General features: G+C 45.8%; 25 protein-coding genes, 1 riboswitch and 1 other annotated feature. Of the genes, 19 read left to right on the forward strand and 6 right to left on the reverse strand.

Features of this window, described 5'->3' with window-relative positions; all coding sequences use genetic code 11:
- Positions 1 to 58 precede the first annotated feature (58 nt).
- Complete coding sequence (locus AC6I8U_RS05325) at positions 59 to 226, reverse strand: hypothetical protein (RefSeq protein WP_128648446.1); 168 nt, start codon at positions 224 to 226, stop codon at positions 59 to 61.
- Between the two features lie 382 nt (positions 227 to 608).
- Here AC6I8U_RS05325 and htpX point away from each other — a divergent pair, with 382 nt between their 5' ends.
- The 9 genes from htpX to AC6I8U_RS05370 all read left to right on the forward strand — a co-directional run bounded on the left by htpX (position 609) and on the right by AC6I8U_RS05370 (position 7,806).
- A complete protein-coding gene (htpX, locus tag AC6I8U_RS05330; RefSeq protein ID WP_128648447.1) occupies positions 609 to 1,484 on the forward strand; it encodes a protease HtpX in 876 nt (291 codons plus the stop codon).
- 183 nt (positions 1,485 to 1,667) lie between these two features.
- Positions 1,668 to 2,087, forward strand: a complete 420-nt coding sequence (locus AC6I8U_RS05335; protein WP_042476828.1) for a nuclear transport factor 2 family protein — start codon at positions 1,668 to 1,670, stop codon at positions 2,085 to 2,087.
- A 4-nt stretch (positions 2,088 to 2,091) separates the two neighbouring features.
- Positions 2,092 to 2,817: an SDR family NAD(P)-dependent oxidoreductase gene (locus tag AC6I8U_RS05340; protein ID WP_498017918.1), complete on the forward strand. Its 726-nt coding sequence runs from the start codon at positions 2,092 to 2,094 to the stop codon at positions 2,815 to 2,817.
- 20 nt (positions 2,818 to 2,837) lie between these two features.
- A complete protein-coding gene (locus tag AC6I8U_RS05345; protein WP_498017919.1) occupies positions 2,838 to 4,133 on the forward strand; it encodes an NAD(P)/FAD-dependent oxidoreductase in 1,296 nt (431 codons plus the stop codon).
- On the forward strand, positions 4,133 to 4,906 hold the full coding sequence (locus AC6I8U_RS05350; RefSeq protein ID WP_498017920.1) for a DUF1365 domain-containing protein: 774 nt from the start codon (positions 4,133 to 4,135) through the stop codon (positions 4,904 to 4,906). Before AC6I8U_RS05345 ends, AC6I8U_RS05350 begins: the two co-directional genes overlap by 1 nt.
- 11 nt (positions 4,907 to 4,917) lie before the next feature.
- On the forward strand, positions 4,918 to 6,174 hold the full coding sequence (locus AC6I8U_RS05355) for a class I SAM-dependent methyltransferase (protein ID WP_498017921.1): 1,257 nt from the start codon (positions 4,918 to 4,920) through the stop codon (positions 6,172 to 6,174).
- Positions 6,175 to 6,227: 53 nt separating this feature from the next.
- Positions 6,228 to 6,716: a DUF2878 domain-containing protein gene (locus AC6I8U_RS05360; protein WP_498017922.1), complete on the forward strand. Its 489-nt coding sequence runs from the start codon at positions 6,228 to 6,230 to the stop codon at positions 6,714 to 6,716.
- On the forward strand, positions 6,706 to 7,257 hold the full coding sequence (locus tag AC6I8U_RS05365; protein ID WP_498017923.1) for a chalcone isomerase family protein: 552 nt from the start codon (positions 6,706 to 6,708) through the stop codon (positions 7,255 to 7,257). The genes AC6I8U_RS05360 and AC6I8U_RS05365 overlap by 11 nt, the downstream gene beginning before the upstream one ends.
- A 12-nt stretch (positions 7,258 to 7,269) precedes the next feature.
- Positions 7,270 to 7,806, forward strand: coding sequence for a DUF3833 domain-containing protein (locus AC6I8U_RS05370; protein ID WP_498017924.1), 537 nt, complete (start codon positions 7,270 to 7,272; stop codon positions 7,804 to 7,806).
- Between the two features lie 112 nt (positions 7,807 to 7,918).
- Here the strand turns inward: AC6I8U_RS05370 and purB are convergent, their stop codons facing one another.
- The 3 genes from purB to mnmA all read right to left on the reverse strand — a co-directional run bounded on the left by purB (position 7,919) and on the right by mnmA (position 11,419).
- Complete coding sequence (gene purB, locus AC6I8U_RS05375; RefSeq protein WP_128648469.1) at positions 7,919 to 9,289, reverse strand: adenylosuccinate lyase; 1,371 nt, start codon at positions 9,287 to 9,289, stop codon at positions 7,919 to 7,921.
- Positions 9,290 to 9,656: 367 nt separating this feature from the next.
- Positions 9,657 to 10,274 (reverse strand): high frequency lysogenization protein HflD, encoded by a 618-nt coding sequence (gene hflD / locus AC6I8U_RS05380; RefSeq protein WP_498017925.1) that lies wholly within the window; start codon positions 10,272 to 10,274, stop codon positions 9,657 to 9,659.
- Between the two features lie 35 nt (positions 10,275 to 10,309).
- Complete coding sequence (gene mnmA / locus AC6I8U_RS05385; protein WP_498017926.1) at positions 10,310 to 11,419, reverse strand: tRNA 2-thiouridine(34) synthase MnmA; 1,110 nt, start codon at positions 11,417 to 11,419, stop codon at positions 10,310 to 10,312.
- 250 nt (positions 11,420 to 11,669) lie between these two features.
- Here mnmA and AC6I8U_RS05390 point away from each other — a divergent pair, with 250 nt between their 5' ends.
- Positions 11,670 to 12,974 carry an inosine/guanosine kinase gene (locus AC6I8U_RS05390; RefSeq protein WP_498017927.1) on the forward strand — a complete coding sequence of 435 codons (1,305 nt, stop codon included), beginning with the start codon at positions 11,670 to 11,672 and terminating at the stop codon, positions 12,972 to 12,974.
- Between the two features lie 53 nt (positions 12,975 to 13,027).
- On the opposite strand, the gene AC6I8U_RS05395 is transcribed toward AC6I8U_RS05390, so the two are convergent.
- Positions 13,028 to 13,435 (reverse strand): H-NS family histone-like protein, encoded by a 408-nt coding sequence (locus AC6I8U_RS05395; protein WP_042476854.1) that lies wholly within the window; start codon positions 13,433 to 13,435, stop codon positions 13,028 to 13,030.
- Positions 13,436 to 13,980: 545 nt separating this feature from the next.
- Positions 13,981 to 14,164, forward strand: a riboswitch (Lysine riboswitch).
- A gap of 119 nt (positions 14,165 to 14,283) precedes the next feature.
- Between AC6I8U_RS05395 and AC6I8U_RS05400 the strand changes: the two genes are divergently transcribed.
- The 9 genes from AC6I8U_RS05400 (at position 14,284) to hisIE (ending at position 23,479) form a co-directional block, all read left to right on the forward strand.
- On the forward strand, positions 14,284 to 15,885 hold the full coding sequence (locus AC6I8U_RS05400; protein ID WP_498017928.1) for a Na+/H+ antiporter NhaC family protein: 1,602 nt from the start codon (positions 14,284 to 14,286) through the stop codon (positions 15,883 to 15,885).
- A gap of 248 nt (positions 15,886 to 16,133) precedes the next feature.
- Positions 16,134 to 16,270 (forward strand) — a sequence feature (His leader region).
- Between the two features lie 41 nt (positions 16,271 to 16,311).
- Positions 16,312 to 17,208, forward strand: coding sequence for an ATP phosphoribosyltransferase (hisG, locus tag AC6I8U_RS05405; RefSeq protein WP_252011678.1), 897 nt, complete (start codon positions 16,312 to 16,314; stop codon positions 17,206 to 17,208).
- A gap of 3 nt (positions 17,209 to 17,211) precedes the next feature.
- Positions 17,212 to 18,510 carry a histidinol dehydrogenase gene (gene hisD, locus AC6I8U_RS05410; RefSeq protein ID WP_498017929.1) on the forward strand — a complete coding sequence of 433 codons (1,299 nt, stop codon included), beginning with the start codon at positions 17,212 to 17,214 and terminating at the stop codon, positions 18,508 to 18,510.
- Between the two features lie 15 nt (positions 18,511 to 18,525).
- Positions 18,526 to 19,578, forward strand: coding sequence for a histidinol-phosphate transaminase (gene hisC / locus AC6I8U_RS05415; protein WP_498017930.1), 1,053 nt, complete (start codon positions 18,526 to 18,528; stop codon positions 19,576 to 19,578).
- A gap of 26 nt (positions 19,579 to 19,604) precedes the next feature.
- A complete protein-coding gene (gene hisB / locus AC6I8U_RS05420; RefSeq protein WP_234495556.1) occupies positions 19,605 to 20,678 on the forward strand; it encodes a bifunctional histidinol-phosphatase/imidazoleglycerol-phosphate dehydratase HisB in 1,074 nt (357 codons plus the stop codon).
- Entirely contained in the window at positions 20,678 to 21,301 is a 624-nt protein-coding gene (hisH, locus tag AC6I8U_RS05425) for an imidazole glycerol phosphate synthase subunit HisH (RefSeq protein ID WP_128648454.1), read from the forward strand. The genes hisB and hisH overlap by 1 nt, the downstream gene beginning before the upstream one ends.
- Before the next feature lie 62 nt (positions 21,302 to 21,363).
- On the forward strand, positions 21,364 to 22,101 hold the full coding sequence (hisA, locus tag AC6I8U_RS05430) for a 1-(5-phosphoribosyl)-5-[(5-phosphoribosylamino)methylideneamino]imidazole-4-carboxamide isomerase (protein ID WP_446567608.1): 738 nt from the start codon (positions 21,364 to 21,366) through the stop codon (positions 22,099 to 22,101).
- Positions 22,083 to 22,856, forward strand: coding sequence for an imidazole glycerol phosphate synthase subunit HisF (gene hisF, locus AC6I8U_RS05435; protein WP_234495558.1), 774 nt, complete (start codon positions 22,083 to 22,085; stop codon positions 22,854 to 22,856). The genes hisA and hisF overlap by 19 nt, the downstream gene beginning before the upstream one ends.
- Positions 22,853 to 23,479: a bifunctional phosphoribosyl-AMP cyclohydrolase/phosphoribosyl-ATP diphosphatase HisIE gene (gene hisIE, locus AC6I8U_RS05440; RefSeq protein ID WP_252011683.1), complete on the forward strand. Its 627-nt coding sequence runs from the start codon at positions 22,853 to 22,855 to the stop codon at positions 23,477 to 23,479. Before hisF ends, hisIE begins: the two co-directional genes overlap by 4 nt.
- Before the next feature lie 63 nt (positions 23,480 to 23,542).
- Here the strand turns inward: hisIE and AC6I8U_RS05445 are convergent, their stop codons facing one another.
- Entirely contained in the window at positions 23,543 to 24,319 is a 777-nt protein-coding gene (locus AC6I8U_RS05445; protein WP_498017931.1) for a hypothetical protein, read from the reverse strand.
- Positions 24,320 to 24,417: the final 98 nt, after the last annotated feature.

Consider the following 24,417-nt stretch of genomic DNA (forward strand, 5'->3'; position numbering starts at 1 on the left):
GACACAAAAAAATCGGGGCTGCGATACAATCGCAGCCCCGACTCAATAGATGCTGTACTTACTTGTCTTCAGACAGACCCACTAAAGCGGACTGGGTTTCCATGATGTGCGTATCTACGTCACTGATGTCGCTGATACCAAGTTGCTCACGAGCCTCATCTTCACTGATTCCCAAGTGGCAGCACAGTAGATCGATGGCCATCTGAAAGTTGTTGTTTTCTACCATGGTATTTTCCTTTTCAACATGGGCTTTGGACTATGTGGACTTTATCTTGTCGTTGTCATACTCACAATAAGACTAAAGTCTAAGACTTCACTGTCTCACATTCGCTATCAAAATGCTCAATTGACGTACACTTTGAAGCACGTTGGTCGCGTCTTTGTAATAGCTTTGCGATATCAAGATGTTATTCTCTATAAAGTAGTCAAAAGATTAATGCTTTGTTGCAATTTAAAGCTTAAACTTGAATTTCAAAACTACGACACTATGTATATATTAGATTCGAAAAATGCCACTTGGATCTCAAACTCTTTGTAGAGTGATGAACCCGAAAACAATGACAAAGGCATTTGTACAATATAGAGCTTCTTGATCTGGAGAAATGTAAATGAAGCGTATAGCACTCTTTTTAGCGACTAACCTTGCCGTGGTATTGGTGTTGAGCGTTGTGCTCAATATCGTCTACGCGACAACAGGCTTGCAGCCAGGCAGCCTGTCAGGGTTACTCATAATGGCCGCCGTGTTTGGTTTCGGTGGTTCATTTATCTCTTTGATGATGTCAAAGAGCATGGCTTTGCGCTCTGTAGGCGGCATGGTTATCGAAAGCCCACGTAATGAAACTGAACATTGGTTGCTAGAAACGGTTGGGCGTCAGGCTCAGCAAGCTGGTATTGGCATGCCAACGGTCGCTATCTATGACTCACCTGACATCAATGCGTTTGCAACAGGTGCAAAACGCGATGATTCATTGGTTGCGGTTTCATCAGGGCTGTTGCACAGCATGACGAGAGACGAAGCAGAGGCGGTACTTGCTCACGAAGTCAGCCACATCGCGAATGGTGACATGGTCACTATGACGCTAATGCAAGGTGTAGTGAACACCTTCGTTATCTTCCTGTCGCGCTTTATTGCCAACATCGTTGCTTCAAACAATTCTAACGAAGAGGGAGAAGGTGGCACTAGCATGATGGTTTACTTCGGTGTATCTATGGTACTAGAGCTGGTATTTGGCTTCCTAGCGAGCTTTATCACTATGTGGTACAGCCGACACAGAGAATTCCATGCAGACGCGGGTGCAGCGCAACTTGTTGGTAAACATAAGATGATTGCAGCGCTTGAGCGTTTGAAGATGAGCCAAGAGTCGCAACTGGAAGGCTCAATGATGGCATTTGGTATTAATGGTAAGCGCTCCATGACTGAGCTTCTTATGAGCCACCCGCCACTAGAAAAGCGTATTGACGCGTTGCGTAGCCAACAGTACTGATACGACGTTAATTAAACCGAACCCATTAAAAAGCTTGGAAAATTTTCCAAGCTTTTTTTTGATCTTTTCAAAACAGCCCGCCGTAATAGTTATACAAAAATTGAAAATGCAAAAACTTGTATAACTTTTAAGGTGTACTAACTTGTACATCGAGAACAAATGTATAACTAACAAAGGGTTGTTATGAATATCGAAGCCGTCAGTGAGGTTTATGAAAAACTAAGCAAAGACAACCTGTATTTGCTCGAAGACCTCTATCACAAGGATGTGGTATTTGAAGATTCAGCGCATCGTTTCGAAGGCTGGGATCAACTGTCCGCATATTTTGATTCTCTCTACACTAACGTCATTCAATGTGACTTCTCCATTCAGCATCACCAACAGGTAGAAGACACTGGCTTTCTGACCTGGACGATGAAACTCAAGCACCCGAAGTTAAACGGGGGGCAACCTGTTGAGGTCAACGGTGTCAGCCATATCCGTTTTAAAGGTGATCGCGTTATTTATCACCGCGACTACTTTGACTTAGGAGAGATGCTGTACGAGAACATACCTCTTCTTGGCGCGGTGATAAAAAACATCAAGCAAAGGCTAGGGAAGTGATTCTATGACACACCAAGCAGTGTTTATCACGGGCGCATCATCCGGCATTGGGCGGCAGTTGGCTGAAGACTTTGCTGCCCAAGGGCACCACGTCTACGCATGCGGTCGTTCACAAACCAAGTTAGAGGAGGTCAAAGCAGGGCGAGAGAACGTATCGACGATTAGCTTTGATGTCACAGATTCAGTTCAGGTCAAACAAGCTGTGAGCTCACTTGCAGTGCCGCCAACACTGTGGATTATCAACGCAGGAGACTGCGAATATATTGATGATGGCGTTTTGGATGCACAGCTTGTCGCTCGTGTGATGAATGTAAACGTGATAGGCAGCGTGAACGTTTTGGAAGCGATTCAAGAGCGACTCGACGCGCAGCACCATGTCGTCGTTGTGAGTTCGATAGCGGGTGAACTCGCACTCCCTAGAGCAGAGGCCTATGGTGCTTCTAAAGCGGCAATCACTTATATCACCCGCACACTTCAGTTAGATTGGAAATCAAAGGGAGTCATGCTGAGTTGCGTATTCCCGGGCTTTGTGAAAACGCCGCTCACAGACAAAAACGATTTTGATATGCCGATGATAGTGACGCCCGAAGAGGCATCATCGGCAATACGAAAAGGCATCGAAAAGCGCCAAAAAACGATCTATTTCCCAAAACGGTTTACCTCAATACTTAGGGTAATTGCAGCATTACCTTACAGTTGGCAAACAAGGTTGGTAGGTAAACTTCTTTAAGACGGTCAAGGATAATAACAATGAAAATAGCAATAGTAGGAACTGGAATTTCAGGCTTAACGTGTGGCTACTATCTACATAAAGACCATGACATTACCCTGTACGAAGCCAATGATTACATTGGTGGACATACGGCCACTGTTGATGTGGAGGTCGATGGCAAAGGCTATGCGGTAGACACAGGTTTCATTGTGTACAACGACAGGACCTATCCCAATTTCATTAAGATGATGAATGAGATTGGAGTGAGAGGCGTGCCGACTCAAATGAGCTTCAGCGTTAAAAACGCATCGAATGGATTGGAGTACAACGGGCACACCATACCTACTTTGTTCGCTCAGAAGAGAAACTTACTCAGTCCAACCTTTTATCGGTTTATCTTCGAGATACTGCGTTTTAATAAGCTCGCCAAAGCCTCCGCAGACAATACAAACTTGAGTGAGCAAACTCTCGGTGAGTTTTTAACGACCAACGAGTTCTCAGATTATTTCACCCAAAACTATATCCTACCAATGGGCGCTGCAATTTGGTCATCGACGCTGGCCGACATGCGCTCGTTTCCGCTTCGTTTCTTCTTGAGATTTTTCTTAAACCACGGACTACTTGACGTCGTAGACCGCCCTCAGTGGTATGTCATAGAAGGTGGTTCAAGAGCTTATATCGACCCGCTCACCAAAGGATTCGCGGATCGAATCCGTTTGAACTCTCCGGTGAGTAAAGTGGAACGTGATTCGTTGGGAGTGAAAGTGACATCTAATGGCGTTACGGAACAGTTCGATAGAGTTATCTTTGCTTGTCATAGCGACCAAGCGCTCAATATGCTTGAAGAGCACTCAGACGACGAGAAAGAGATTTTAGGGGCGATGGAATATCAGCAAAACGAAGTCGTCTTGCATCGCGATATTAGCTTGTTACCAAAACGCAAAGCAGCGTGGGCATCTTGGAATTACGCCTTGGATGGCGGCGATGATGAGCAGCAGCGATTACCGACACTCACTTACAACATGAACATTCTGCAGCATATTGAGTCAGAGTCTACCTTCTGTGTATCGCTAAACTCAGCAGCCAAGATCGAGCCTTCAAAAATCCTCAGGACTTTTAACTACAGCCATCCGGTATTCACAACCGAGAGTATTTCCGCCCAGCAGCGTCGCGAGGAGCTGTGGGGATGTCGAAATACATGGTTCTGTGGTGCCTATTGGTACAACGGATTCCATGAAGATGGCGTAAGAAGCGCGCTGGACGTTATACGTGGTATTCAAGAAGAGGCTTCGCTTCAAAATGAACAAGGTGCGCTGTCAAGAGGAGCTGCCTGATGGAGCTTGCTAGTCGCCTAATGATTGGAGAGGTTGGACATCGGCGCTTTGTGCCGACCAAACACAGCCTCTCTTATCCGCTGTTTATGCCTGCTATCGATCTCGATGAATTGGATATGCTGAGCAAAAACGTGTGGGGTTTCGGTGTGCGCTGGTGGCATTGGGCCAGGTTCAAGCGTGAGGACTACCTCGGTGAAGGCGACTTAAAAACAGCGGTACAAAATAAAGTGCATGAACTCACTGGGGATAAAATTAACGGCAAGGTTATCGCTGTCTGCCACCTTCGTTACCTCGGGTTGTATTTTAGTCCGGTTAATTTCTACTATTTATATGACGAGCATGGGCAGTGGCGCTATTTATTGGCTGAGGTGAGTAATACACCGTGGAATGAGAGGCACTATTACGCAGTTAATGCTGAGCAAGGGCTGAATAGCGAGAACTGGCAGCATGAGAAAGCCTTTCATGTGTCTCCTTTTAACCCAATAGAGCAAACATACCAATGGAAGCTCAAGCCTCTGAAAGATAAGCTCTTTGTTCATTTGGCTTGTCACAAAGACAATAAGGTGTTCGATGCAACGTTGCAGATGAAGGCACACCCGTTTAATACGTCTTCGCTGATGAAGCAACTGGTCAAAACGCCGATTCTTACCGTAAAAATAGTGGTAGGCATTTATTGGCACGCGTTTAAGCTTTGGCGCAAAGGAGTACCAATATACGACCACCCAGGTAATAGAAATAAAGAATTTTCGCAGCAATCGAATTCTAAGAATTAGGGAGAATTCCAATGTTACAAACAACGTCACTAGACGTACCGAAAACGTTAACCGGCATCCAAAAAACAGCCAAGGGTGTCGCGTTTGGTTGTTTACAAAAACTAGAAATCGGTACGCTTACTATCATTGAAAGCTTCTCCACCAGTGGCGACAGCTGTCGAAAAGTTGAAGAACGCTTCGGAGCCCCTCGGTCGAATGAACCCGCTGCGGTTATCGAAGTCAAACACCCTGATTTCTACCGACGTTTGCTCCAAGGTGGGAGTATTGCGGCTGGCGAAGCGTATATGGATGACTGGTGGGACAGCCCTGATCTATCAGCCCTGATGGAACTGATGGCCCTTAACCTCGCAGCTCTTGATTCCATCGAAGACAAATCGAGCATGCTCACTAAAATCATGTACAAACTTGGTCACTGGGTGAATAGAAATACCGTTACCAAGTCTAAAGAGAACATCGAGGCACACTACGACTTAGGCAACAGCCTTTACGAAACATTCTTGGATAACAGAATGTTATATTCGTCAGGCATTTACCAAGCAGACACTGATACATTAGAGCAAGCGCAGCTCAATAAAATGGAGCGTCTGTGCCAGCAACTAAAACTCAAGCCGAGCGATCAAGTGATCGAAATCGGAACCGGCTGGGGCGGCATGGCGATTTATATGGCGAAGCATTACGGCTGTCACGTGACGACAACGACAATCTCGGAAGAGCAATACGCGTACGCTCAGCAGCAAGTTGAGAAAGAGGGGCTCGGAGATAAGATTACCTTGCTCAAGCAAGACTACCGCTTGCTTGAGGGGCAATACGACAAACTTGTTTCGATTGAAATGATCGAAGCCGTTGGTAAGCAATTCCTCGTGTCGTATCTTAAAAAATGCCAGTCGCTGCTAAAACCCAAGGGGTTGATGGCGATTCAAGCCATAACCATCGCAGATCAACGCTACGACTATTACTCTGATAATGTAGATTTCATCCAAAAGTACATCTTCCCTGGCGGCTTTTTACCATCGATAACGGCGCTCACTGCTAATAGCACAAAGCACACTGACCTTATTGTTCGAGATCTATTTGATATCGGGCAAGACTATGCCAAAACGCTTGTCGATTGGAGACATCGTTTTGAGAACGCTCTCACTCGAGTCCGTGAGCTCGGCTATGACGAGCGCTTTATTAGAATGTGGCGCTATTACTTCTGCTACTGCGAGGGCGGGTTTAGAGCCAAGAGCATTAGTACCGTTCACATCACGTTTCAGCGTGGCCAATAACTGCAGCCAAGTGGAGTAGAGTGGTCATGACTCGTGGATGGAAGTTGTTGATAGTGAGTACCTGGTTCGAGTTGATGTGGGCGCTGTCCGTTTTTGGCCAAGAGCGCTTTCAGTGGCTCGCACTTGCTCTCGCCGTGGTTACCGTTGCGACCACCTTCAACAAGCTCAATCTGTCTCTACCCATCTGGGGCGCCATTGTTGGGCTTGGTTTAGTTGTTGATAGTGCGAATGCACTCACGGGCGTTTTGGTATTTGATGCGGCGCTGTTACCTATTTGGCTCGTGGCACTATGGCTCATTTTCGCTTGGTATGCGTACTTTCTTGCTAGCTTTCTGACTTCTTATCCGATTTCTATCGTAGTAATGATAGGTGGTGTGGCAGGAGCGCTCAGCTACTTTGCAGGGTTTAAGCTCGGCGCTGTGGATACACACCTTTCTATTTTTACAATGATGGCGCTACTGTTTCTGCAATGGGTTGCCATCGTGTTTGTTGTTCTACGATTGAGCACATACTCAGAGCGGAAGGTGAGTCATGAAAGCTAAAGGGTTACTTGGATTATGTTTAGCGTTGGCTGTGGGCAGCGCCTCTGCAACCAGCGATAGACCCGTGAGTTATGAAGGTTGGGGGCAGTGGAAGGTCGTTGGCGAGGCTCAGCTCTCTTGGCTCTTTTTTGATATATATCGCTCGCAGCTGCTTGCGCCGCAAGGCACGTATGCATTGAGTAGCGACGTGTCACCTCATCCAGTCGCGTTGCGCATTGAATACCAGCGTGACATTAGCCGAGAGCAACTACTCGAAGCCACGCTCGATCAATGGGAGAAAATGGGCATTGACAAGGAAACTCGCAGTCGATGGATAGCCAAACTGTATGACATTTTTCCGAGCGTCGCAGACGGCCATCAGCTTATTTATGTGACTGACGGTTCATCGGGCAGTTTCTACTACCTAAACAGTGAGAAACCTATGCAGAAAGTTGGGCGTATTGAAGATGAGTCGCTTAATGATGGGTTTCTGTCAATTTGGTTGGGCAATAACACTCAATATCCCAAGCTGAGAGCACAGCTTATAGGTATGAACCGATAATAAGGAACAACAATGAAACGTGTGCAGTGGTTGGCTACATGCTTGATATCCCCTCTCGTCCTATTGCTGAGCGCTTGCAGTGCTGATTTAAAGGATTACCAAGGTTCTACACCCGAGTTTAATTTGTTTGAGTACTTTGAAGGGGAAACTAAGGCTTGGGGCATGGTACAAGACTACACCGACAAACAAACTCGGCGCTTTGAGGTGGTCATTGTCGGGACGGTGCAAGGCGACCAGATTACGCTAGTGGAAGACTTTGTGTTTGACGACGGAGAACTCGATCAGCGTATTTGGACGATAGACAGATTAGCAGATGGAACATACAAAGGCCGAGCTGACGATATCATTGGAGAGGCCAAAGGAGAGGTCGTCGGCAATGCGCTTCGCTGGCAGTATGACTTTGAATTGGAAGTTGACGGCTCAACTTACACCGTAGCGTTTGATGATTGGATGTACCGTCAAGACGACAAGCATCTTTTTAACCTAACCAGCATTCGCAAGTTTGGTATGGAAGTCGGAACGATTACTCTTTTCTTCCAAAAGCAGTAGCTAGTCCAAAGTGGGTCGTATGTAACAGATACAAAAGCGGCGGCGATATTACTATCGCCGCCGCTTTACTTTGTACTCAATCTAGCTTATCTCCAAGGAGAGCTATCGAGATTTACAGCTTGTCAGTTAGCTCAATCGCTTGACCGATATAGTTCGCCGGTGTCATCTCTTTTAGACGTGCTTTTTCAGCTTCAGGAAGCTCTAGACCGTCGATGAAGTTACGCATTGCTTCGCCGTCAACACGCTTACCACGAGTCAACTCTTTTAGCTTCTCGTATGGCTTCTCGATACCGTAACGACGCATGACTGTTTGTACAGGCTCTGCTAGAACTTCCCAGTTTTGATCAAGTTCAGCTAGAAGCGCTTCACGGTTCACTTCTAGTTTGCTGATACCCTTAAGCGTTGAAGTGTAAGCAATGATAGCGTAGCCACAGCCAACACCTAGGTTACGAAGAACCGTTGAATCTGTTAGGTCACGCTGCCAGCGAGAGATAGGTAGCTTCTGTGCTAGGTGAGCAAATACAGCATTTGCGAGGCCTAGGTTACCTTCTGAGTTTTCAAAGTCGATTGGGTTAACTTTGTGCGGCATCGTTGAAGAACCGATTTCACCAGCGATAGTTTTTTGCTTGAAGTGACCTAGAGCGATGTAGCCCCAAACGTCACGGTCGAAGTCGATTAGAATCGTGTTGAAACGTGCAATCGCATCGAATAGCTCGGCGATGTAGTCGTGCGGTTCGATCTGAGTTGTGTATGGGTTCCAAGTTACGCCAAGAGACTCAGTGATGAACTCTTCGCTGAACTTGTGCCAGTCTAGCTCTGGGTAAGCCGATAGGTGAGCGTTGTAGTTACCAACCGCACCATTAATTTTGCCTAGGATCTCTACAGCTTCGATTTGCTTGTATTGACGCTCCATACGGTAAGCAACGTTTGCCATCTCTTTACCCATAGTAGAAGGAGATGCAGGCTGACCGTGTGTACGAGAAAGCAGAGGAATATCACGGTACTCTTCAGCAAGCTTGCTGATAGCATCGATGATGTTGCGAATTTCAGGAAGAACGACAGTGTCACGAGCTTCTTTAAGCATTAGGGCGTGAGAAGTGTTGTTGATGTCTTCAGAAGTACATGCGAAGTGAATGAACTCGTTTACCGCGTGAAGCTCAGGTACACCCGCTACTTTCTCTTTTAGGAAGTATTCAACCGCTTTAACATCGTGGTTAGTCGTACGCTCAATCTCTTTGATGCGTGCTGCGTCTTCTTCACTGAAGTTAGCTGCTAGCTCATCAAGAAACTGGTTAGCTTCTGCACTGAATGCTGGAACTTCTTTGATTGCATCCGTTGCTGCTAGTTTTTGCAACCAACGAATTTCAACGATAGAGCGGTACTTTAGTAGGCCAAACTCACTAAAGATGCTGCGAAGTGCAGTTGTCTTACTACCGTAACGGCCGTCTACTGGTGAAACAGCAGTCAATGCTGACAGTTCCATGATGTTCTCCTGAATTGAGTTTCTAAATTTCGTGAGCTTTATACCAATAACTGCGCCGTTTGTCACGAAGATTGCGCAAACGTTTGCGTTAATTTTATTTTGGTACAAAAAGTAAACTCGCACACCGTGCGAGTTTGTATGTGTTTGTCTTTGATGCCTCTAATAGAGCATTCTTAAAGCACGCACCAAGCCTAGAGAAGATTCCTGCCTGCGTAGGCGCACGGTCAGTGGAATGACAATAGTCTAGTATTTTACCAGCCCCAAACAGTCGTCACCCCTGCGCAGGCAGGGGTCTACTTAAAGCGTGTACAAGTTCTAAATTGATACTAATTTCTTGATAGAAGCTCGGTAACAAAGTACTTCCGAGTTACATTCGAGCTAAAAGAATCTGAGCTTGCTCGACCATCTTCTTACGACCGAACACCAAGTGTCTGCGTTTGCCGCCAACTTGACGCCAAAGTACCGCACTGCGAATGCCGGATAGAAGCAACGCGCGCACTTTTTGCTGTGTGGCTGTTTGCTGCAACACAGCGGGTGTGCCTGTTACTTGGATTCGAGGACCAATAGGGCTGATAACATCTAGATAGACGCTTGCAAGGTTGCTAATCATTTGTTCATCGAGGAGCTCATAGTGCTCTAGCTGACGGTCAACCATTTGCAGGCGATCGCCAAGTTGCGCCATTGCGTCGTTTCGACTGTTTAGCTTACGCTCTAACGCCATTAGGCTAATGATGTAGCGCGTGATCTCGCTCCCTGTTGGGGTGCTATCGATCCCATTCACCAAACACTCAAGTCCGACTTTTAAGTCAGACTCGATACCGAACACGTCAAGCGTACTTGACGGGTTCATGTTGGTGATTGCTTTGATAGAGGTTTCAAACGCGTCTGAATCACAGTAACCGTCTTTAGCAACTCGTTGTACAAGGGCAACGGCTTGGCAAATCCCTGCAAACGCTATCGTACGGTCATAAAGTGTATTAGCCACGTAGTTCTCCTAAAAAAATAATCTGCGAATTGTTTTTAGATGCGCTCTTCAATAATACCGCCACCAAGACATACGTTGTCACTGTAGAATACAGCAGACTGGCCTGGGGTGACTGCCACTTGTGGCTCATCAAAGATCACTTTAATGTTGTCATCGTCGATAGGAATAATAGTACAAGGGATATCCTGTTGACGATAGCGAGTTTTTACTGTGCATTGCAGTGGCGCTGTGATCGGTTGACGATCTACCCAGTGCAATTGTGCTGCGCGAAGGCCGTTTGACTTAAGCAGTGGGTGGTCTGCACCTTGTACAGCAATCAGTACATTACGCTTAAGATCTTTTTCAGCCACGTACCATGGGTCTTCGTTACCGCCGCCGCCTTTTTGGCCACCAATGTGTAGACCTTTACGTTGACCTAACGTGTGATACATAAGACCTTGGTGTTCGCCAATTTCCTTACCTTCTGGTGTTTCAATTTTACCCGGTTGAGCCGGTAAATAGCGAGACAAGAAGTCTGTAAATTTGCGCTCACCGATGAAACAGATACCAGTCGAGTCTTTTTTCTTCGCTGTGATAAGTCCTTGCTCTTCAGCAATGCGACGGACCTCGGGTTTTTCAAGCTCACCAACAGGGAACAAGCTTCTTGCGATTTGCTCGTGACTCAAAGTGTATAGGAAATAACTTTGGTCTTTATTGCTATCTAAACCACGCAGCATTTGTGGCTTTTCACCATTATCTGGGAAGGTGCGGCTCACGTAGTGACCCATAGCAATATAATCCGCGTCTAGCACTTCGTCTGCAAATTCTAAGAAGGCTTTAAACTTGATTTCTTTGTTACAAAGAATGTCTGGGTTAGGGGTACGGCCCGCTTTATATTCTGCTAAGAAATATTCAAAGACGTTGTCCCAATATTCAGCGGCAAAATTGATCGTGTGCAGGTGGATACCAAGCTTGTCACACACCGCTTGTGCGTCAGCGAGATCCTCTGCTGCTGTGCAGTACTCTTCGTTATCATCTTCTTCCCAGTTCTTCATGAACAGGCCTTCAACTTGGTAGCCTTGCTGTTTCAGAAGATAGGCAGAAACAGAGGAGTCTACACCGCCGGACATACCGACAATCACTTTCTTTTGGCTGTTATCAGACATGTATAAATACCACCTAATTTAATTGGACGCAGATTCTAGCAGAAACGAAACCAGCAATACAGTTCCGCGAACTAAATCACACTTTCTAAGAGGAGGTAAGTGTGTCCCGAAATGGAGAAAATCAAGGGTAACAAGAAAAAAAACGCCACGTAAACGTTTGCTAAGTTTGCCTATGTTGCCGAGGTAAACTATACAGAGGTAGAATCGCCGACCTGATCCTCCTTTATTAATCTATTACGAAGACAACCGTATGAAATTCCCAGGCCAAAGAAAGTCAAAGCATTACTTCCCAGTTCATGAAAGAGATTTGCTTGTCAGTCAATCTCAAGACAGCAAAAAGATGTCGCGAACGCACATTATTGGTATTGACCAAACCTTGGTTGATATCGAAGCAAAAGTAGACAGTAGTGTGATTGAAAAATTTGGTCTGAGTAAAGGTCACTCTCTGGTCATTGATGATGTGGCAGCTGAAGCTCTATACAAAGAGCTTAAAGAGAAAGAACTTATTACCAATGAGTATGCAGGAGGGACTATTGGTAATACGCTTCATAATTACTCTGTACTCGCGGATGATAAATCCGTACTACTTGGTGTAATGAGTGAAGATATTAAAATAGGCAGCTACGGTTACCGATATCTATGTAACACGTCTAGCCGTATGGATTTGAACTATCTTCAAGGTGTCGATGGCGCGATCGGTCGATGCTTTACTTTAATTACAGAAGACGGTGAACGTACTTTCGCGATCAGCGAAGGTCAAATGAATCAATTAGAAGCAGATAGCATCCCTGAAAAGATTTTCAAAAAGGCATCGGCTTTAGTACTGACTGCTTATTTAGTTCGTTGTAAAGATGGCGACCCAATGCCAGAAGCGACAATGCGTGCCATCGAGTATGCCAAGAAGTATAACGTTCCTGTTGTACTTACCCTAGGTACACGCTTTGTTATTCAGGACGATCCGCAATATTGGCGTGATTTCCTAAAGCAACACGTATCCGTTGTAGCCATGAACGAAGACGAGGCGGAAGCCTTAACTGGGGAAACTGATCCACTGGCTGCAGCAGATAAAGCACTAGAATGGGTTGACTTAGTACTGTGCACAGCCGGTCCGGTTGGACTATATATGGCGGGATATACAGAAGAAGAGGCAAAAAGAGAGACATCGCTGCCATTATTGCCGGGTTGTATTGCAGAGTTTAACCGTTTTGAATTTAGTCGTCCGGCTGTTAAAGAGGCGTGTGAAAATCCTATTAAAGTTTATTCACATATTGCGCCATATATGGGCGGCCCAGAAAAGATTAAAAATACCAATGGTGCAGGGGATGCGGCATTGTCGGCACTATTGCATGACATGGCAGCAAATAAATACCATAAAGAAAATGTGCCTAACTCGAGCAAGCATCAACATACTTTCTTGAGTTATTCGTCGTTTTCTCAAGTATGTAAGTACTCAAATAGAGCGAGTTATGAAGTATTAGTACAACACTCCCCACGCCTGTCTCGAGGGTTACCAGAGAGAGAGGACAGCCTAGAAGAGGCATATTGGGAAAGATAAAAAAAAGCGCCAATTATTGGCGCTTTTTTTATAAATCCACATTAAGACTGAAATTAAATTTCAAAATCTTCTAGTGATTTACCTTCGTCTAGTGCTGCTTGGATTACAGAAGGAGTACGACCTTGACCTGTCCAAGTTTTTTCAGCGCCAGTCGCGTCTACGTATTTGTACTTAGCTGGGCGTGGTGCACGCTTAGCTTTAGTTTTGCCTTTTGATTCACCAGACAATGCTGCAATAAGATCTTCAACGTCGATACCGTCTTGTGCGATCATTTGAGCGTATTCGCTTAGTTTAGCTTCACGAGCTTCTTTGGCTGCGCGCTCTTCAGCTTCAGCTTCTTGTCTTTCACCGACAACAGTAGTTAACTTTTCTAGTGCTTCTTCTAGTTGCTCAAGAGTAAGTTCACGAGCAAATGCACGTAGGCTACGAATATTTAGTAGAGTTTTGGTTAATTCAGACATGACATTCCCATGAGATTATTTATTAGTTTCGGATTAATAATAAACACCAAACAACTAATTGACAATATTTTCGTGATATTAAAACTGTAAAAATAAGAAAACTTACAAAACTCTGATAATTCAACTCTTGAAAGTAACTTCAAAGTAGTAGTGCCCCGCCAATTCAAATCTGTTTTGAATCAATAATGAACTTTTCTCCATTATTGATGTATGAAAAGTGGATTTTGTTGCATATTGTACTAATGCTCGGCTAAATCGAGTTTACTTGTCACGAATTGTTTCGAATTTCTAAGCAACTAAATAGTTCTTTAAATTAATAGCAATTAATGATGGATGCTGACAACAAGATATGTCATTGGTGGCATATATGATATCAAATACGGTATAGAGAAAGAAATTACCCTAACAAAGTCGACATAATCTTTACTCACTTGCAACATCATTCGTGTTGCATTTGGTGTTCTGATAAGTACAATGGCTCGCACCTAATGCAAGAGAAAGAACATTCTTTTAACTTGGCTTGAAATGCCAGTGAATGATTTTGCTCTTGATGTAGAGGCGCGATAGCGAAAAGTAACCATCGTTGGGGTGATACCAATGAACGATGATGAAAGGCTCTATCGCCGAAGTGAGAATAGACCATCAATCTTTCTCGCTGGGGTTGTCTTCGAAAGGAACAACACTGCCATAGTCTATTATATTGTTAAACTATGGAGCGCTACTGTAGGGTTGGGTGAAGTGTTCGCTTCCCTTTCGCTTAGTTCAACGTTTGCGTTTGGACTTCTCGTCCTTTTGCGCATGTCTGCAGTAGATCTCTAACCATAATAAAAAACTGGTTTTTGAAGATCATGAATTTAATCGATTTTGCTACATCACCACTTTCACTGCTACCGCCGATCGTAGCTCTGAGCTTGGCGATCATTACTCGTCGCGTACTACTCTCTCTTGGGGTAGGTATTGTACTGGGCGCTTTCCTTCTTAATGACTATTCTGTCGCAGGCGCGGCCGGTTACGTCTTTAATACTGTCTCTGGTGTTGTTATTGAAGATGGTGGTCTCAATACTTGGAACATGAGTATTGTTGGCTTCCTATTGCTACTTGGCATGATGACCGCGCTGTTAACACTATCTGGTGGTACCAAAGCGTTTGCTGAGTGGGCTCAAGCTCGCGTTAAGAGCAAGCGTGGCTCTAAGCTCCTAGCCGCTTTCCTCGGTGTATTCATTTTTGTTGATGACTATTTTAATAGCCTAGCTGTAGGTGCGATCTCTCGTCCTGTTACTGACCGTTTTTATGTATCGCGCGCTAAGCTAGCTTATATTCTAGATTCTACAGCGGCTCCAATGTGTGTACTTATGCCTGCGTCAAGCTGGGGTGCGTACATCATGACTATCGTCAGCGGTATCCTAGTTGCCCACGGTATCACTGAGTACTCTGCGATTGGTGCATACGTTCGTCTTATTCCAATGAACTTCTATGCCGTGTTCGCGCTACTTATGGTGTTTGCCGTTGCATGGTTCCAATTGGATGTTGGCCCAATGCGCAAGCACGAGCTAAACGCGAAGCAAGGTCTAGGTTTTGATAAAGACAAAGAGAATGACGCGAAAGAAGCGCATGAACTCAACGAAGAGCTTGATATCAAAGAAAGCGACTTTGGTTCTGTCTCTGATCTAGTGCTTCCAATTCTAGTGCTTATCGGCGCAATGGTTGTGGCGATGATTTACACTGGCGGCCAAGCATTAGCTGCTGACGGTGTTGCATTCAACGTACTTGGCGCATTTGAAAACACAGATGTAGGCACGTCACTTATCTACGGTGGTTCAGCTGGTCTTCTAACAGCAGTGTTTACTGTGGTGAAACAGAAACTATCAATCTCTGATATTGCGACGACCATGTGGATTGGTGCTAAGTCGATGTTTGGCGCTATCCTTATTTTGTTCTTCGCATGGTCGATTGGTTCTGTAATTGGCGACATGAAAACCGGTGCTTACCTCTCTTCAACCGTACAAGGCAATATTAACGTTCACTGGCTACCAGTTATTTTGTTCCTATTGTCTGGTCTAATGGCGTTCTCTACAGGTACTTCTTGGGGTACGTTTGGCATCATGCTACCGATTGCTGGTGATATGGCAGGTGCAACAGATATCGCGATGATGCTACCAATGCTAGGCGCTGTATTAGCTGGTTCAGTATTTGGTGACCACTGTTCACCGATCTCTGATACAACGATCTTGTCATCGACGGGTGCACGTTGTAATCACATTGACCACGTTGCGACTCAGTTGCCGTACGCGCTATCTGTAGCATTGGTGTCTTGTGTTGGCTTCATTACCTTGGGTATGACTACGTCAGTGTTCATCTCATTCGCCGCTGCATCAATGACATTTGTGATTGTTTGTTTTGTTCTGTCAGCACTCTCTAAAGCGAGAATGTCGCAAGAAGCAAACGTATAATCGAGAAAAGAGTCCGTAAGGGCTCTTTTTTTTCACTAGTTTTTGGTTTTCGGGCAAGCGCCTCCCTGTTTTTTATGGTTTTCTCAGTCGAGAAGTAGGGCGTATCTTTCTGATAATTGACCGTTCAGTAAAAAAATTGTTTTCAATTGAAATTAGTGGTTGAAAATCGTCTTAACCTTAGTTAGTGTGAAGGTACAGACACAAAGGAACCTAAACATAAGTATGCTAAATTTTGATATGAACATTCATCATCATCACCATCACCCAGCTTAATCTTTCGGGAGATGAACGCATACCCGAGAGATAGGTAAAACTCTCGGAGGTTCGATTTAAGATTTCAAGAATTAAACCCTCGGGAGACCAAAGCTCCCGAGGGTTTTTTCGTTTTATATTTTAAAAATCAATATTTTGCACAGGGATACAGCAATGCAAACACAACGCCTAAGAATTGCGATTCAAAAAAAGGGTCGCTTAAGTAAAGAGAGCCAAGACCTACTTAAAAAGTGTGGTGTTAAGTTCAATGTAATGGGTGAGCGCCTTGTTGTTCATTCGCTAAATATGCCAATCGATCTTTTGCTCGTTCGCGATGATGACATCCCTGGTCTAATTATGGATGGCGTGGTTGACCTCGGCTTTATCGGTGAAAACGAACTAGAAGAAGTTCGTCTTGACCGTAAAGCACTTGGAGAGGCAAACGAGTTTAAGACGCTTCGCCGTCTAGACTTCGGTGGTTGTCGCCTATCTATCGCTATCAATAAAGATGAGACTTATACGGGTCCTCAAGACCTGGCTGGTAAGCGTATTGCGACTACCTACCCACAACTTCTCAAAGCCTACATGGACGAGCAAGGTGTAGATTTTAGCGCTTGTATGCTAACGGGCTCAGTAGAAGTAGCGCCGCGTGCAGGTCTTGCTGATGCGATTGCTGACTTGGTTTCTACCGGTGCTACGCTAGAGGCGAACGGCCTAAAAGAAGCAGAAGTCATTTTCCGTTCTAAAGCGACGTTGATTCAGCGCATGGGTGAGTTTGATGCTGACAAACTAGCACTAATCGACAAACTGCTAACGCGTATGCAAGGTGTTCAACAGGCGAAAGAGTCGAAATACATCATGCTACACGCTCCAGTTGAGAAGCTTGAGCAAATCAAATCACTGCTTCCTGGTGCGGAAGACCCAACAGTATTACCGCTGTCTATGGATACGGAGCGCGTTGCTGTTCACCTAGTAAGTACTGAGAATCTGTTCTGGGAAACCATGGAACAACTTAAAGAACTCGGCGCAAGCTCGATTCTTGTTCTACCTATTGAGAAGATGATGGGGTAAGCAATGAGAACCGTAGTTTGGCAACACTTAAGTCAATCTCAGCAAGAGTCTGTTCTTGAACGCCCTGCAATTACTGAAGGCGCAAATATTACAGCGGCAGTGACTGAGGTTATTAATCAAGTTCGTAGCGAAGGTGATAAAGCCCTTCTGGATCTTACCGAGAAGTTTGATCGCGTTCGTCCTGAATCGATTCGAGTTTCTGCCGACGAGATTGAAGCCGCATCAGCGCGTCTTTCTGACAACATGAAGCAAGCGCTCGAGCAAGCGTACTCAAACATCGCTAAGTTCCACAAAGCGCAGCGCCCAGAAGCATTGCGCGTAGAAACACAGCCTGGCGTGGTGTGTGAGCAGGTCACTCGACCAATTAATAAAGTTGGCCTGTATATTCCAGGTGGCAGCGCTCCGCTTCCGTCTACAGTGCTAATGCTTGGTGTACCATCTCAAATCGCAGGTTGCCGTAAAGTTGTTCTGTGCTCGCCTCCACCAATTGCGGACGAAATCTTGTATGTCGCCAAACTGTGTAAAATCGATGAGGTGTACAACGTAGGTGGTGGTCAAGCGGTAGCGGCTATGGCGTATGGCACAGAGACAGTATCGAAAGTGGATAAAATCTTTGGTCCTGGTAATGCGTATGTCACGGAAGCTAAGCGCCAAGTGAGCAATGACTTCCGCGGCGCTGCGATTGATATGCCGGCGGGTCCTTCAGAAGTCCTCGTGATTGCCGACGAGACGGCAGACCCTGACTTCGTTGCGTCCGATCTATTAAGCCAAGCTGAACACGGTCCTGATTCGCAAGTGGTACTCGTAACGCCTTCACCAGTGATTGCTGACCAAGTAACGGAAGCCGTTAAGAGACAACTAAAACAGCTTTCACGCGCTGATATCGCAGAAAAGGCACTAGGTTCTAGCTTAATCATCATCGCTGAATCACTCACGCAATGCGTGTCTATCTCTAACTACTATGGTCCAGAGCACCTAATTGTTCAGACAAAGAGTCCACGTGAACTATTGCCGTTACTCGACAATGCTGGCTCTATCTTCTTGGGGGATTGGTCTCCTGAATCAGCGGGCGACTATGCGTCGGGTACAAACCACGTATTGCCGACTTACGGTTACACGCGCACCTATTCAAGCCTTGGCTTAGCGGATTTCTCAAAGCGTATGACAGTTCAAGAGCTAAGTGCGGATGGTTTGTTGGGTCTAGCACCAACGGTAGTGACCATGGCTGAAGCTGAAGGTCTTGATGCGCACAAACGTGCGGTAACCATCCGTGTTGAGAAACTCAACGCTCAAAAGGCGTAGACGGGAGAACAACTGATGGAAAAATTAGCTCGTAAACAGGTTCAAGAATTGACGCCGTATCTGTCTGCGCGTCGCATTGGTGGCAGCGGTGATATCTGGCTTAATGCTAACGAGTCACCATTCAACAATGAATATAAAACTGACTTTGCTCGTCTAAACCGATACAGCGAATGTCAGCCAAAACAGCTTATCGAAGCCTATGCCAATTATGCCGGTGTAAAGCCTGAGCAAACACTGACTTCACGTGGAGCAGACGAAGGCATTGAGCTGTTGATACGCGCTTTCTGCGAGCCGGGTCAAGACAGTATCCTTTACTGTCCACCAACCTATGGTATGTACTCAATTAGCGCAGAAACGATTGGTGTTGAGCGCAAAACTGTGCCGCTGACAGCCGATTGGCAGCTTAACCTACCAGAGATTGAAGCGAACTTAGAGAGCGTGAAACTGGTTTTTGTGTGTAGTCCTAATAACCCTACAGGCAACTTGGTTAACCGTGATGACATCGTTTCTCTGTTAGAAATGACAAAAGACAAAGCCATTGTGGTTATGGATGAAGCGTATATTGACTTCTGTCCAGAAGCGTCAACGGTCGATCTCTTAGCTCAATACCCGAATTTAGCGATTCTACGTACGCTTTCTAAAGCGTTTGCACTGGCGGGTCTTCGCTGCGGTTTCACGTTGGCAAATGAAGAGTTAATCAACGTGCTGCTTAAGGTGATTGCCCCTTACCCAGTGCCTATCCCTGTTGCAGAAATTGCAACACAGGCATTGTCTGAGCAAGGTTTGGCAAGAGCGAAGTTCCAAGTACTCGATCTGAATGCGAATCGCGCGTACCTGCAAGCGGGTTTATCAACCCTGCCGGGCGTGACCGTGTTTGAAGGGTGGGGTAACTATCTTTTGGTGAAATTCCAAAACGGTGACGAGCTATTTAAAGCCGCTTGGGACACAGGCATTATTTTACGTAACTCGCCAATTGAAGATTGCGTCCGAATTAGTGTGGGTAATCGCGATGAGTGTGAGAAGACCTTGTCATTTATCCGAAACCAATTAGAACAAAGTGCAGCTTAAGTACACCATCAAAAAGGATTTATAGAGTGAGCAACCAACAGAAAATTTTATTCATAGACCGTGATGGTACGTTAATCGTTGAGCCACCAGTCGACTTTCAAGTTGACCGTCTTGATAAACTAAAACTTGAGCCTTATGTCATTCCAAGCTTACTTGCTCTGCAAGATGCAGGCTATCGCCTAGTTATGGTGACCAACCAAGATGGTTTAGGTACAGACAGCTACCCTCAAGCGGATTTTGATGCCCCACACAATATGATGATGGAGATTTTCGAATCTCAGGGTGTGAAGTTTGACGATGTACTTATTTGCCCTCACTTTGATGAAGACAACTGTTCATGCCGCAAGCCTAAGCTAGGTCTTGTTAAAGAGTACCTACAAAGCGGCAAGGTGGACTTCAAAACCTCAGCAGTGATCGGTGACCGCCAAACGGATCTCCAATTGGCTGAAAATATGGCTATCCGTGGTATTCAGTACAACCCAGAAACAATGGGTTGGAAGCAGATCTTAAAAGATCTAACAGTCAAAGCTCGCACTGCAGAAGTGGTGCGCACGACCAAAGAAACCGACATCAAAGTATTTGTAAACCTGGATGAAGCAGGCGGTAACGAGATCTCTACAGGTATGGGCTTCTTCGACCACATGCTGGACCAAATCGCGACTCACGGCGGTTTCCAGATGAAGTGTCTCGTCAAAGGCGATCTTCACATCGATGATCACCACACGGTCGAGGATACGGCATTGGCGTTAGGTCAGGCACTTAAAGAGGCGCTTGGAGATAAGCGCGGTATTGGTCGTTTTGGTTTCAGCCTTCCGATGGATGAATGTCTTGCACAGTGTGGTCTTGACCTCTCAGGCCGCCCTTACCTTAAGTTTGATGCGGAGTTCTCTCGTGAACAAGTTGGCGACCTATCGACCGAGATGGTTGTGCATTTCTTCCGCTCACTGACAGACACACTCGCTTGTACGTTGCACCTGTCTTCAACTGGCGATAATGACCACCATATCATTGAGAGCTTATTTAAAGCATTTGGACGCACGCTTCGCCAAGCAATTAAAGTTGAAGGCAATGAGCTTCCAAGCAGTAAAGGAGTACTGTAATGGCTACCTCTACTCAAAATGTTGTCATTATCGATACCGGCTGCGCCAATGTTTCATCGGTAAAGTTTGCGATTGAGCGCCTTGGCTATCAAGTGGTTATCTCTAAGGAGCCAGAAGTTGTACTGGCAGCGGATAAGCTATTTTTGCCGGGTGTTGGCACGGCAAGTGAGGCGATGAAAAACCTTGAAGAGCGAAACCTTATCGACCTCGTTAAGCAGGTAGAAAAGCCAGTTCTGGGTATCTGTCTTGGCATGCAACTGCTAGGCAAACTTTCTCAAGAGAAAGGTCAGAAGGCTGATGAGCTTGTTGAGTGTTTGGGTCTGTGTGAAGGCGAAGTAAGACGATTGGAAACTGGCGATCTGCCATTACCACATATGGGTTGGAATACCGTGAAAGCCGTTGCTGGAAATCCGCTTTTTGCGGGTATTGAAGAGGGTGAGTACTTCTACTTCGTGCACAGCTTCGGTATGCCTGTTGGTGACTACACCATCGCCGAGTGTGATTACGGAAACCCATTTAGCGCTGCCATTCAAAGTGGCAATTATTATGGTGTTCAGTTCCACCCAGAGCGCTCGTCTAAAGCGGGCTCTAAGCTGATTCAGAACTTTTTGGAGCTGGTGTAACTCACCGCTTTGCTAAAAATTGATTATCGCCTCACAAGGTAGTGGGGCAAAAGGATTGAAACGTGATTATTCCTGCATTAGACCTTATTGAAGGACAAGTTGTTCGTCTATACCAAGGTGACTATGGTCAAGTTACCGAATACAAAGTTGACCCGGTAGAGCAGTTTAACCTTTACCACCAAGCGGGCGCGAACTGGCTGCACCTTGTTGACCTTACTGGCGCAAAAGATACCACAGCGCGCCAGTTAGACCTTATTGCTACACTGCTTGCTGGTACGCCTGCCAATATTCAGATCGGCGGTGGCGTGCGTAGCGAGCAAGATGTGGTTGACCTACTTGAAGCGGGTGCTCAGCGCGTTGTTGTGGGCTCTACAGCGGTTAAACAGCCGGAGCTAGTGAAAGGCTGGATGGAGAAATACGGCGCTGAACGCATTGTGTTAGCGCTAGATATTAATATCGACGAAAACGGCACTCGCAAAGTGGCGATCTCTGGCTGGCAAGAAGATTCTGGCGTAACAATCGAGGCGCTGATTGATGATTACCTAACAGTGGGTCTCAAGCATGTGCTGTGTACTGACATCTCACGTGATGGCACATTGGCAGGCAGTAACGTTGAGCTGTATGTGGACCTTTGTAAGCAGTATCCTCAGGTGCAATTCCAGTCATCTGGTGGTATCGGCAGCTTAGCGGATATTGAAGCGCTCAAAGGTACTGGTGTGTCAGGTGTTATTGTTGGTCGAGCATTGCTAGACGGCAAGTTTACCGCAGAGGAGGCATTCCAATGTTGGCAAAGCGAATAATTCCATGTTTAGACGTCCGTGATGGGCAGGTGGTTAAAGGGGTTCAGTTCCGTAACCACGAAATCATCGGCGATATCGTTCCTCTTGCTGCACGTTATGCAGAAGAGGGTGCGGATGAGCTTGTGTTTTACGATATCACGGCATCGAGTGATGGGCGTGTTGTCGATAAAAGCTGGGTAGCCCGTGTTGCAGAGGTGATTGATATTCCTTTCTGCGTGGCTGGTGGTATCAAATCAGCAGAGGATGCGGCTCGAATTCTAGAGTTTGGCGCAGATAAAGTGTCAATCAACTCTCCTGCACTTGCTAACCCAGAGCTTATTACTGATCTTGCTGACAAGTTTGGTGTTCAGTGCATCGTAGTGGGCATCGACTCTTATTTTGATAAAGAGACAGGCAAATATCAGGTCTATCAGTTTACAGGTGATGAAGCACGTACCAAAGCGACGAAGTGGGAAACTCGTGACTGGGTCCAAGAGGTTCAAAAACGTGGTGCGGGCGAGATTGTTCTTAACATGATGAACCAAGATGGCGTGCGCAACGGCTATGATATTGAGCAGCTAAACATGGTTCGTGAAGTATGTAACGTCCCATTGATTGCGTCAGGTGGAGCGGGTGCCATGGAGCACTTTGCCGAAGCTTACAAGAAAACAAATGTTGATGGCGCGCTCGCGGCATCGGTATTCCACAAACAGATCATCAATATTGGTGAGCTGAAGCAGTATTTGAAACAAGAAGGTGTGGAGATCAGACTATGAGTCAAACAGCCGTTGATTTAAACCAACGAATCGATTGGGATAAAGTGGATGGTCTGGTACCAGCAATTGTTCAGGACTTCCAATCTAGCCAAGTACTAATGATGGGTTACATGAACCCTGCAGCGCTTGAAAAGACGCTTGAAACTGAGCAAGTCACGTTTTTCTCGCGCACTAAATCCCGTCTCTGGACCAAAGGCGAAACATCAGGAAATGTGCTGCAGCTTAAAAACATCGCATTGGACTGTGACAACGACACCTTGCTCGTGAAGGTAGACCCAATCGGTCCTACTTGTCACACAGGCACAACGACTTGTTTTGATGGTGACTCTCAAGAGGAGTCGCAAATGGTGTGGCTTCATCAGCTTGAGCAACTGCTTGCCGCTCGAAAAGATGCGGATCCGGAATCTTCTTATACCGCGAGCCTCTATGCCCGTGGCACCAAGCGTATATCGCAAAAAGTGGGCGAAGAAGGCGTTGAAGTCGCGCTTGCGGCAACGTCGGGTGACAAGGCGGAGCTAGTGTGTGAGTCAGCAGACCTGATTTATCACTTGATGGTACTGCTACAAGATCAAGGTCTATCAATGAATGATGTGGTCAATAAGTTGAAAGAGCGCCACAAGTAATTGTCGACTTAAATTATTAAAAGCGGCTTATAGGAAACTATAAGCCGCTTTCTTATTTACGGGTTAATACCCAAATGCGGGTGCTAACACATCATAGATTAAACCTGGGAAATCATCTAAAAGATGGAGCGTATTGGTGTGAACGTCACCGTTTTCTAGGACAAAGTCGATATTAAAGAAGAACTTCTCTGACTGCTGATAGGTTGAAATATCAAAATCACTCAAGCCGTAAAATGGCGTTCCATCTGAAATAACATGGTTGTTGTTAGAGTGGATATTTAGGGTGTGTACGATGCTATCGCACTGTCCTTGGTCACAACCATATCCAATGTTGTATCTTGCACCATCGGGCTCGATATGGACTTCATTATCCTCAAGACCTACAGCTTTGTGGTTTACACCAGGCCACAGCTTTCCATTCACTATCTGTTCGTCACTGACAATCCAGTTAAAGGCATGATCGTAAAAGTACTCAGGCTCACCAATACCTCGAGAAGCGAAATAGACGATGGTCAACTCGTCATTAGTCCAGTTACATGATACGTGGATATCCATTTGAGGATGCTCGCCCTTGTATCGACAAACCGAATCTAGCGCCTCGACTGTCATCCCGAATCGAGCAGAGACCTCTTCGTACCAAGCGATTGGAAGTCTATCTGGTATCAAATCGCCAGGCAGATGACCAGGCTCTCCAGCATCAGGGTGCGGACGTTCAGGAATCAAGTCGCTAGGAAGGTGAGTGGGTGGAAGCGATTGGGGCAGCTCGTTATCGGAGCTATCATCTGATGAGTTGCAACCGAATAGCAACACGAGGCTAGCTAGTGGAATTAGATATTTCATACGCACCCTTGGTTTGATTTTAGTTGGCGTATTTATATCAATCCGATTGTAAGTCGCCTATTTATCACTTCTTATAGCAATTATAAGGTTGGCTAATC

It is taken from the genome of Vibrio sp. KUL80, from assembly GCF_059725495.1.

What these genes read in the sequence shown, in the direction of transcription:
- AC6I8U_RS05395 (WP_042476854.1), bottom strand. Translation starts at nt 13,435, where the DNA reads ATGTCTGAATTAACCAAAACTCTACTAAATATTCGTAGCCTACGTGCA.
- AC6I8U_RS05445 (WP_498017931.1), bottom strand. Translation starts at nt 24,319, where the DNA reads ATGAAATATCTAATTCCACTAGCTAGCCTCGTGTTGCTATTCGGTTGC.
- AC6I8U_RS05325 (WP_128648446.1), bottom strand. Translation starts at nt 226, where the DNA reads ATGGTAGAAAACAACAACTTTCAGATGGCCATCGATCTACTGTGCTGC.
- hisIE (WP_252011683.1), top strand. Translation starts at nt 22,853, where the DNA reads ATGAGTCAAACAGCCGTTGATTTAAACCAACGAATCGATTGGGATAAA.
- hisF (WP_234495558.1), top strand. Translation starts at nt 22,083, where the DNA reads ATGTTGGCAAAGCGAATAATTCCATGTTTAGACGTCCGTGATGGGCAG.
- purB (WP_128648469.1), bottom strand. Translation starts at nt 9,289, where the DNA reads ATGGAACTGTCAGCATTGACTGCTGTTTCACCAGTAGACGGCCGTTAC.
- AC6I8U_RS05340 (WP_498017918.1), top strand. Translation starts at nt 2,092, where the DNA reads ATGACACACCAAGCAGTGTTTATCACGGGCGCATCATCCGGCATTGGG.
- AC6I8U_RS05370 (WP_498017924.1), top strand. Translation starts at nt 7,270, where the DNA reads ATGAAACGTGTGCAGTGGTTGGCTACATGCTTGATATCCCCTCTCGTC.
- htpX (WP_128648447.1), top strand. Translation starts at nt 609, where the DNA reads ATGAAGCGTATAGCACTCTTTTTAGCGACTAACCTTGCCGTGGTATTG.
- hisC (WP_498017930.1), top strand. Translation starts at nt 18,526, where the DNA reads ATGGAAAAATTAGCTCGTAAACAGGTTCAAGAATTGACGCCGTATCTG.
- mnmA (WP_498017926.1), bottom strand. Translation starts at nt 11,419, where the DNA reads ATGTCTGATAACAGCCAAAAGAAAGTGATTGTCGGTATGTCCGGCGGT.
- AC6I8U_RS05355 (WP_498017921.1), top strand. Translation starts at nt 4,918, where the DNA reads ATGTTACAAACAACGTCACTAGACGTACCGAAAACGTTAACCGGCATC.
- hisH (WP_128648454.1), top strand. Translation starts at nt 20,678, where the DNA reads ATGGCTACCTCTACTCAAAATGTTGTCATTATCGATACCGGCTGCGCC.
- AC6I8U_RS05400 (WP_498017928.1), top strand. Translation starts at nt 14,284, where the DNA reads ATGAATTTAATCGATTTTGCTACATCACCACTTTCACTGCTACCGCCG.
- AC6I8U_RS05335 (WP_042476828.1), top strand. Translation starts at nt 1,668, where the DNA reads ATGAATATCGAAGCCGTCAGTGAGGTTTATGAAAAACTAAGCAAAGAC.
- hisG (WP_252011678.1), top strand. Translation starts at nt 16,312, where the DNA reads ATGCAAACACAACGCCTAAGAATTGCGATTCAAAAAAAGGGTCGCTTA.
- AC6I8U_RS05365 (WP_498017923.1), top strand. Translation starts at nt 6,706, where the DNA reads ATGAAAGCTAAAGGGTTACTTGGATTATGTTTAGCGTTGGCTGTGGGC.
- hisD (WP_498017929.1), top strand. Translation starts at nt 17,212, where the DNA reads ATGAGAACCGTAGTTTGGCAACACTTAAGTCAATCTCAGCAAGAGTCT.
- AC6I8U_RS05345 (WP_498017919.1), top strand. Translation starts at nt 2,838, where the DNA reads ATGAAAATAGCAATAGTAGGAACTGGAATTTCAGGCTTAACGTGTGGC.
- AC6I8U_RS05350 (WP_498017920.1), top strand. Translation starts at nt 4,133, where the DNA reads ATGGAGCTTGCTAGTCGCCTAATGATTGGAGAGGTTGGACATCGGCGC.
- AC6I8U_RS05390 (WP_498017927.1), top strand. Translation starts at nt 11,670, where the DNA reads ATGAAATTCCCAGGCCAAAGAAAGTCAAAGCATTACTTCCCAGTTCAT.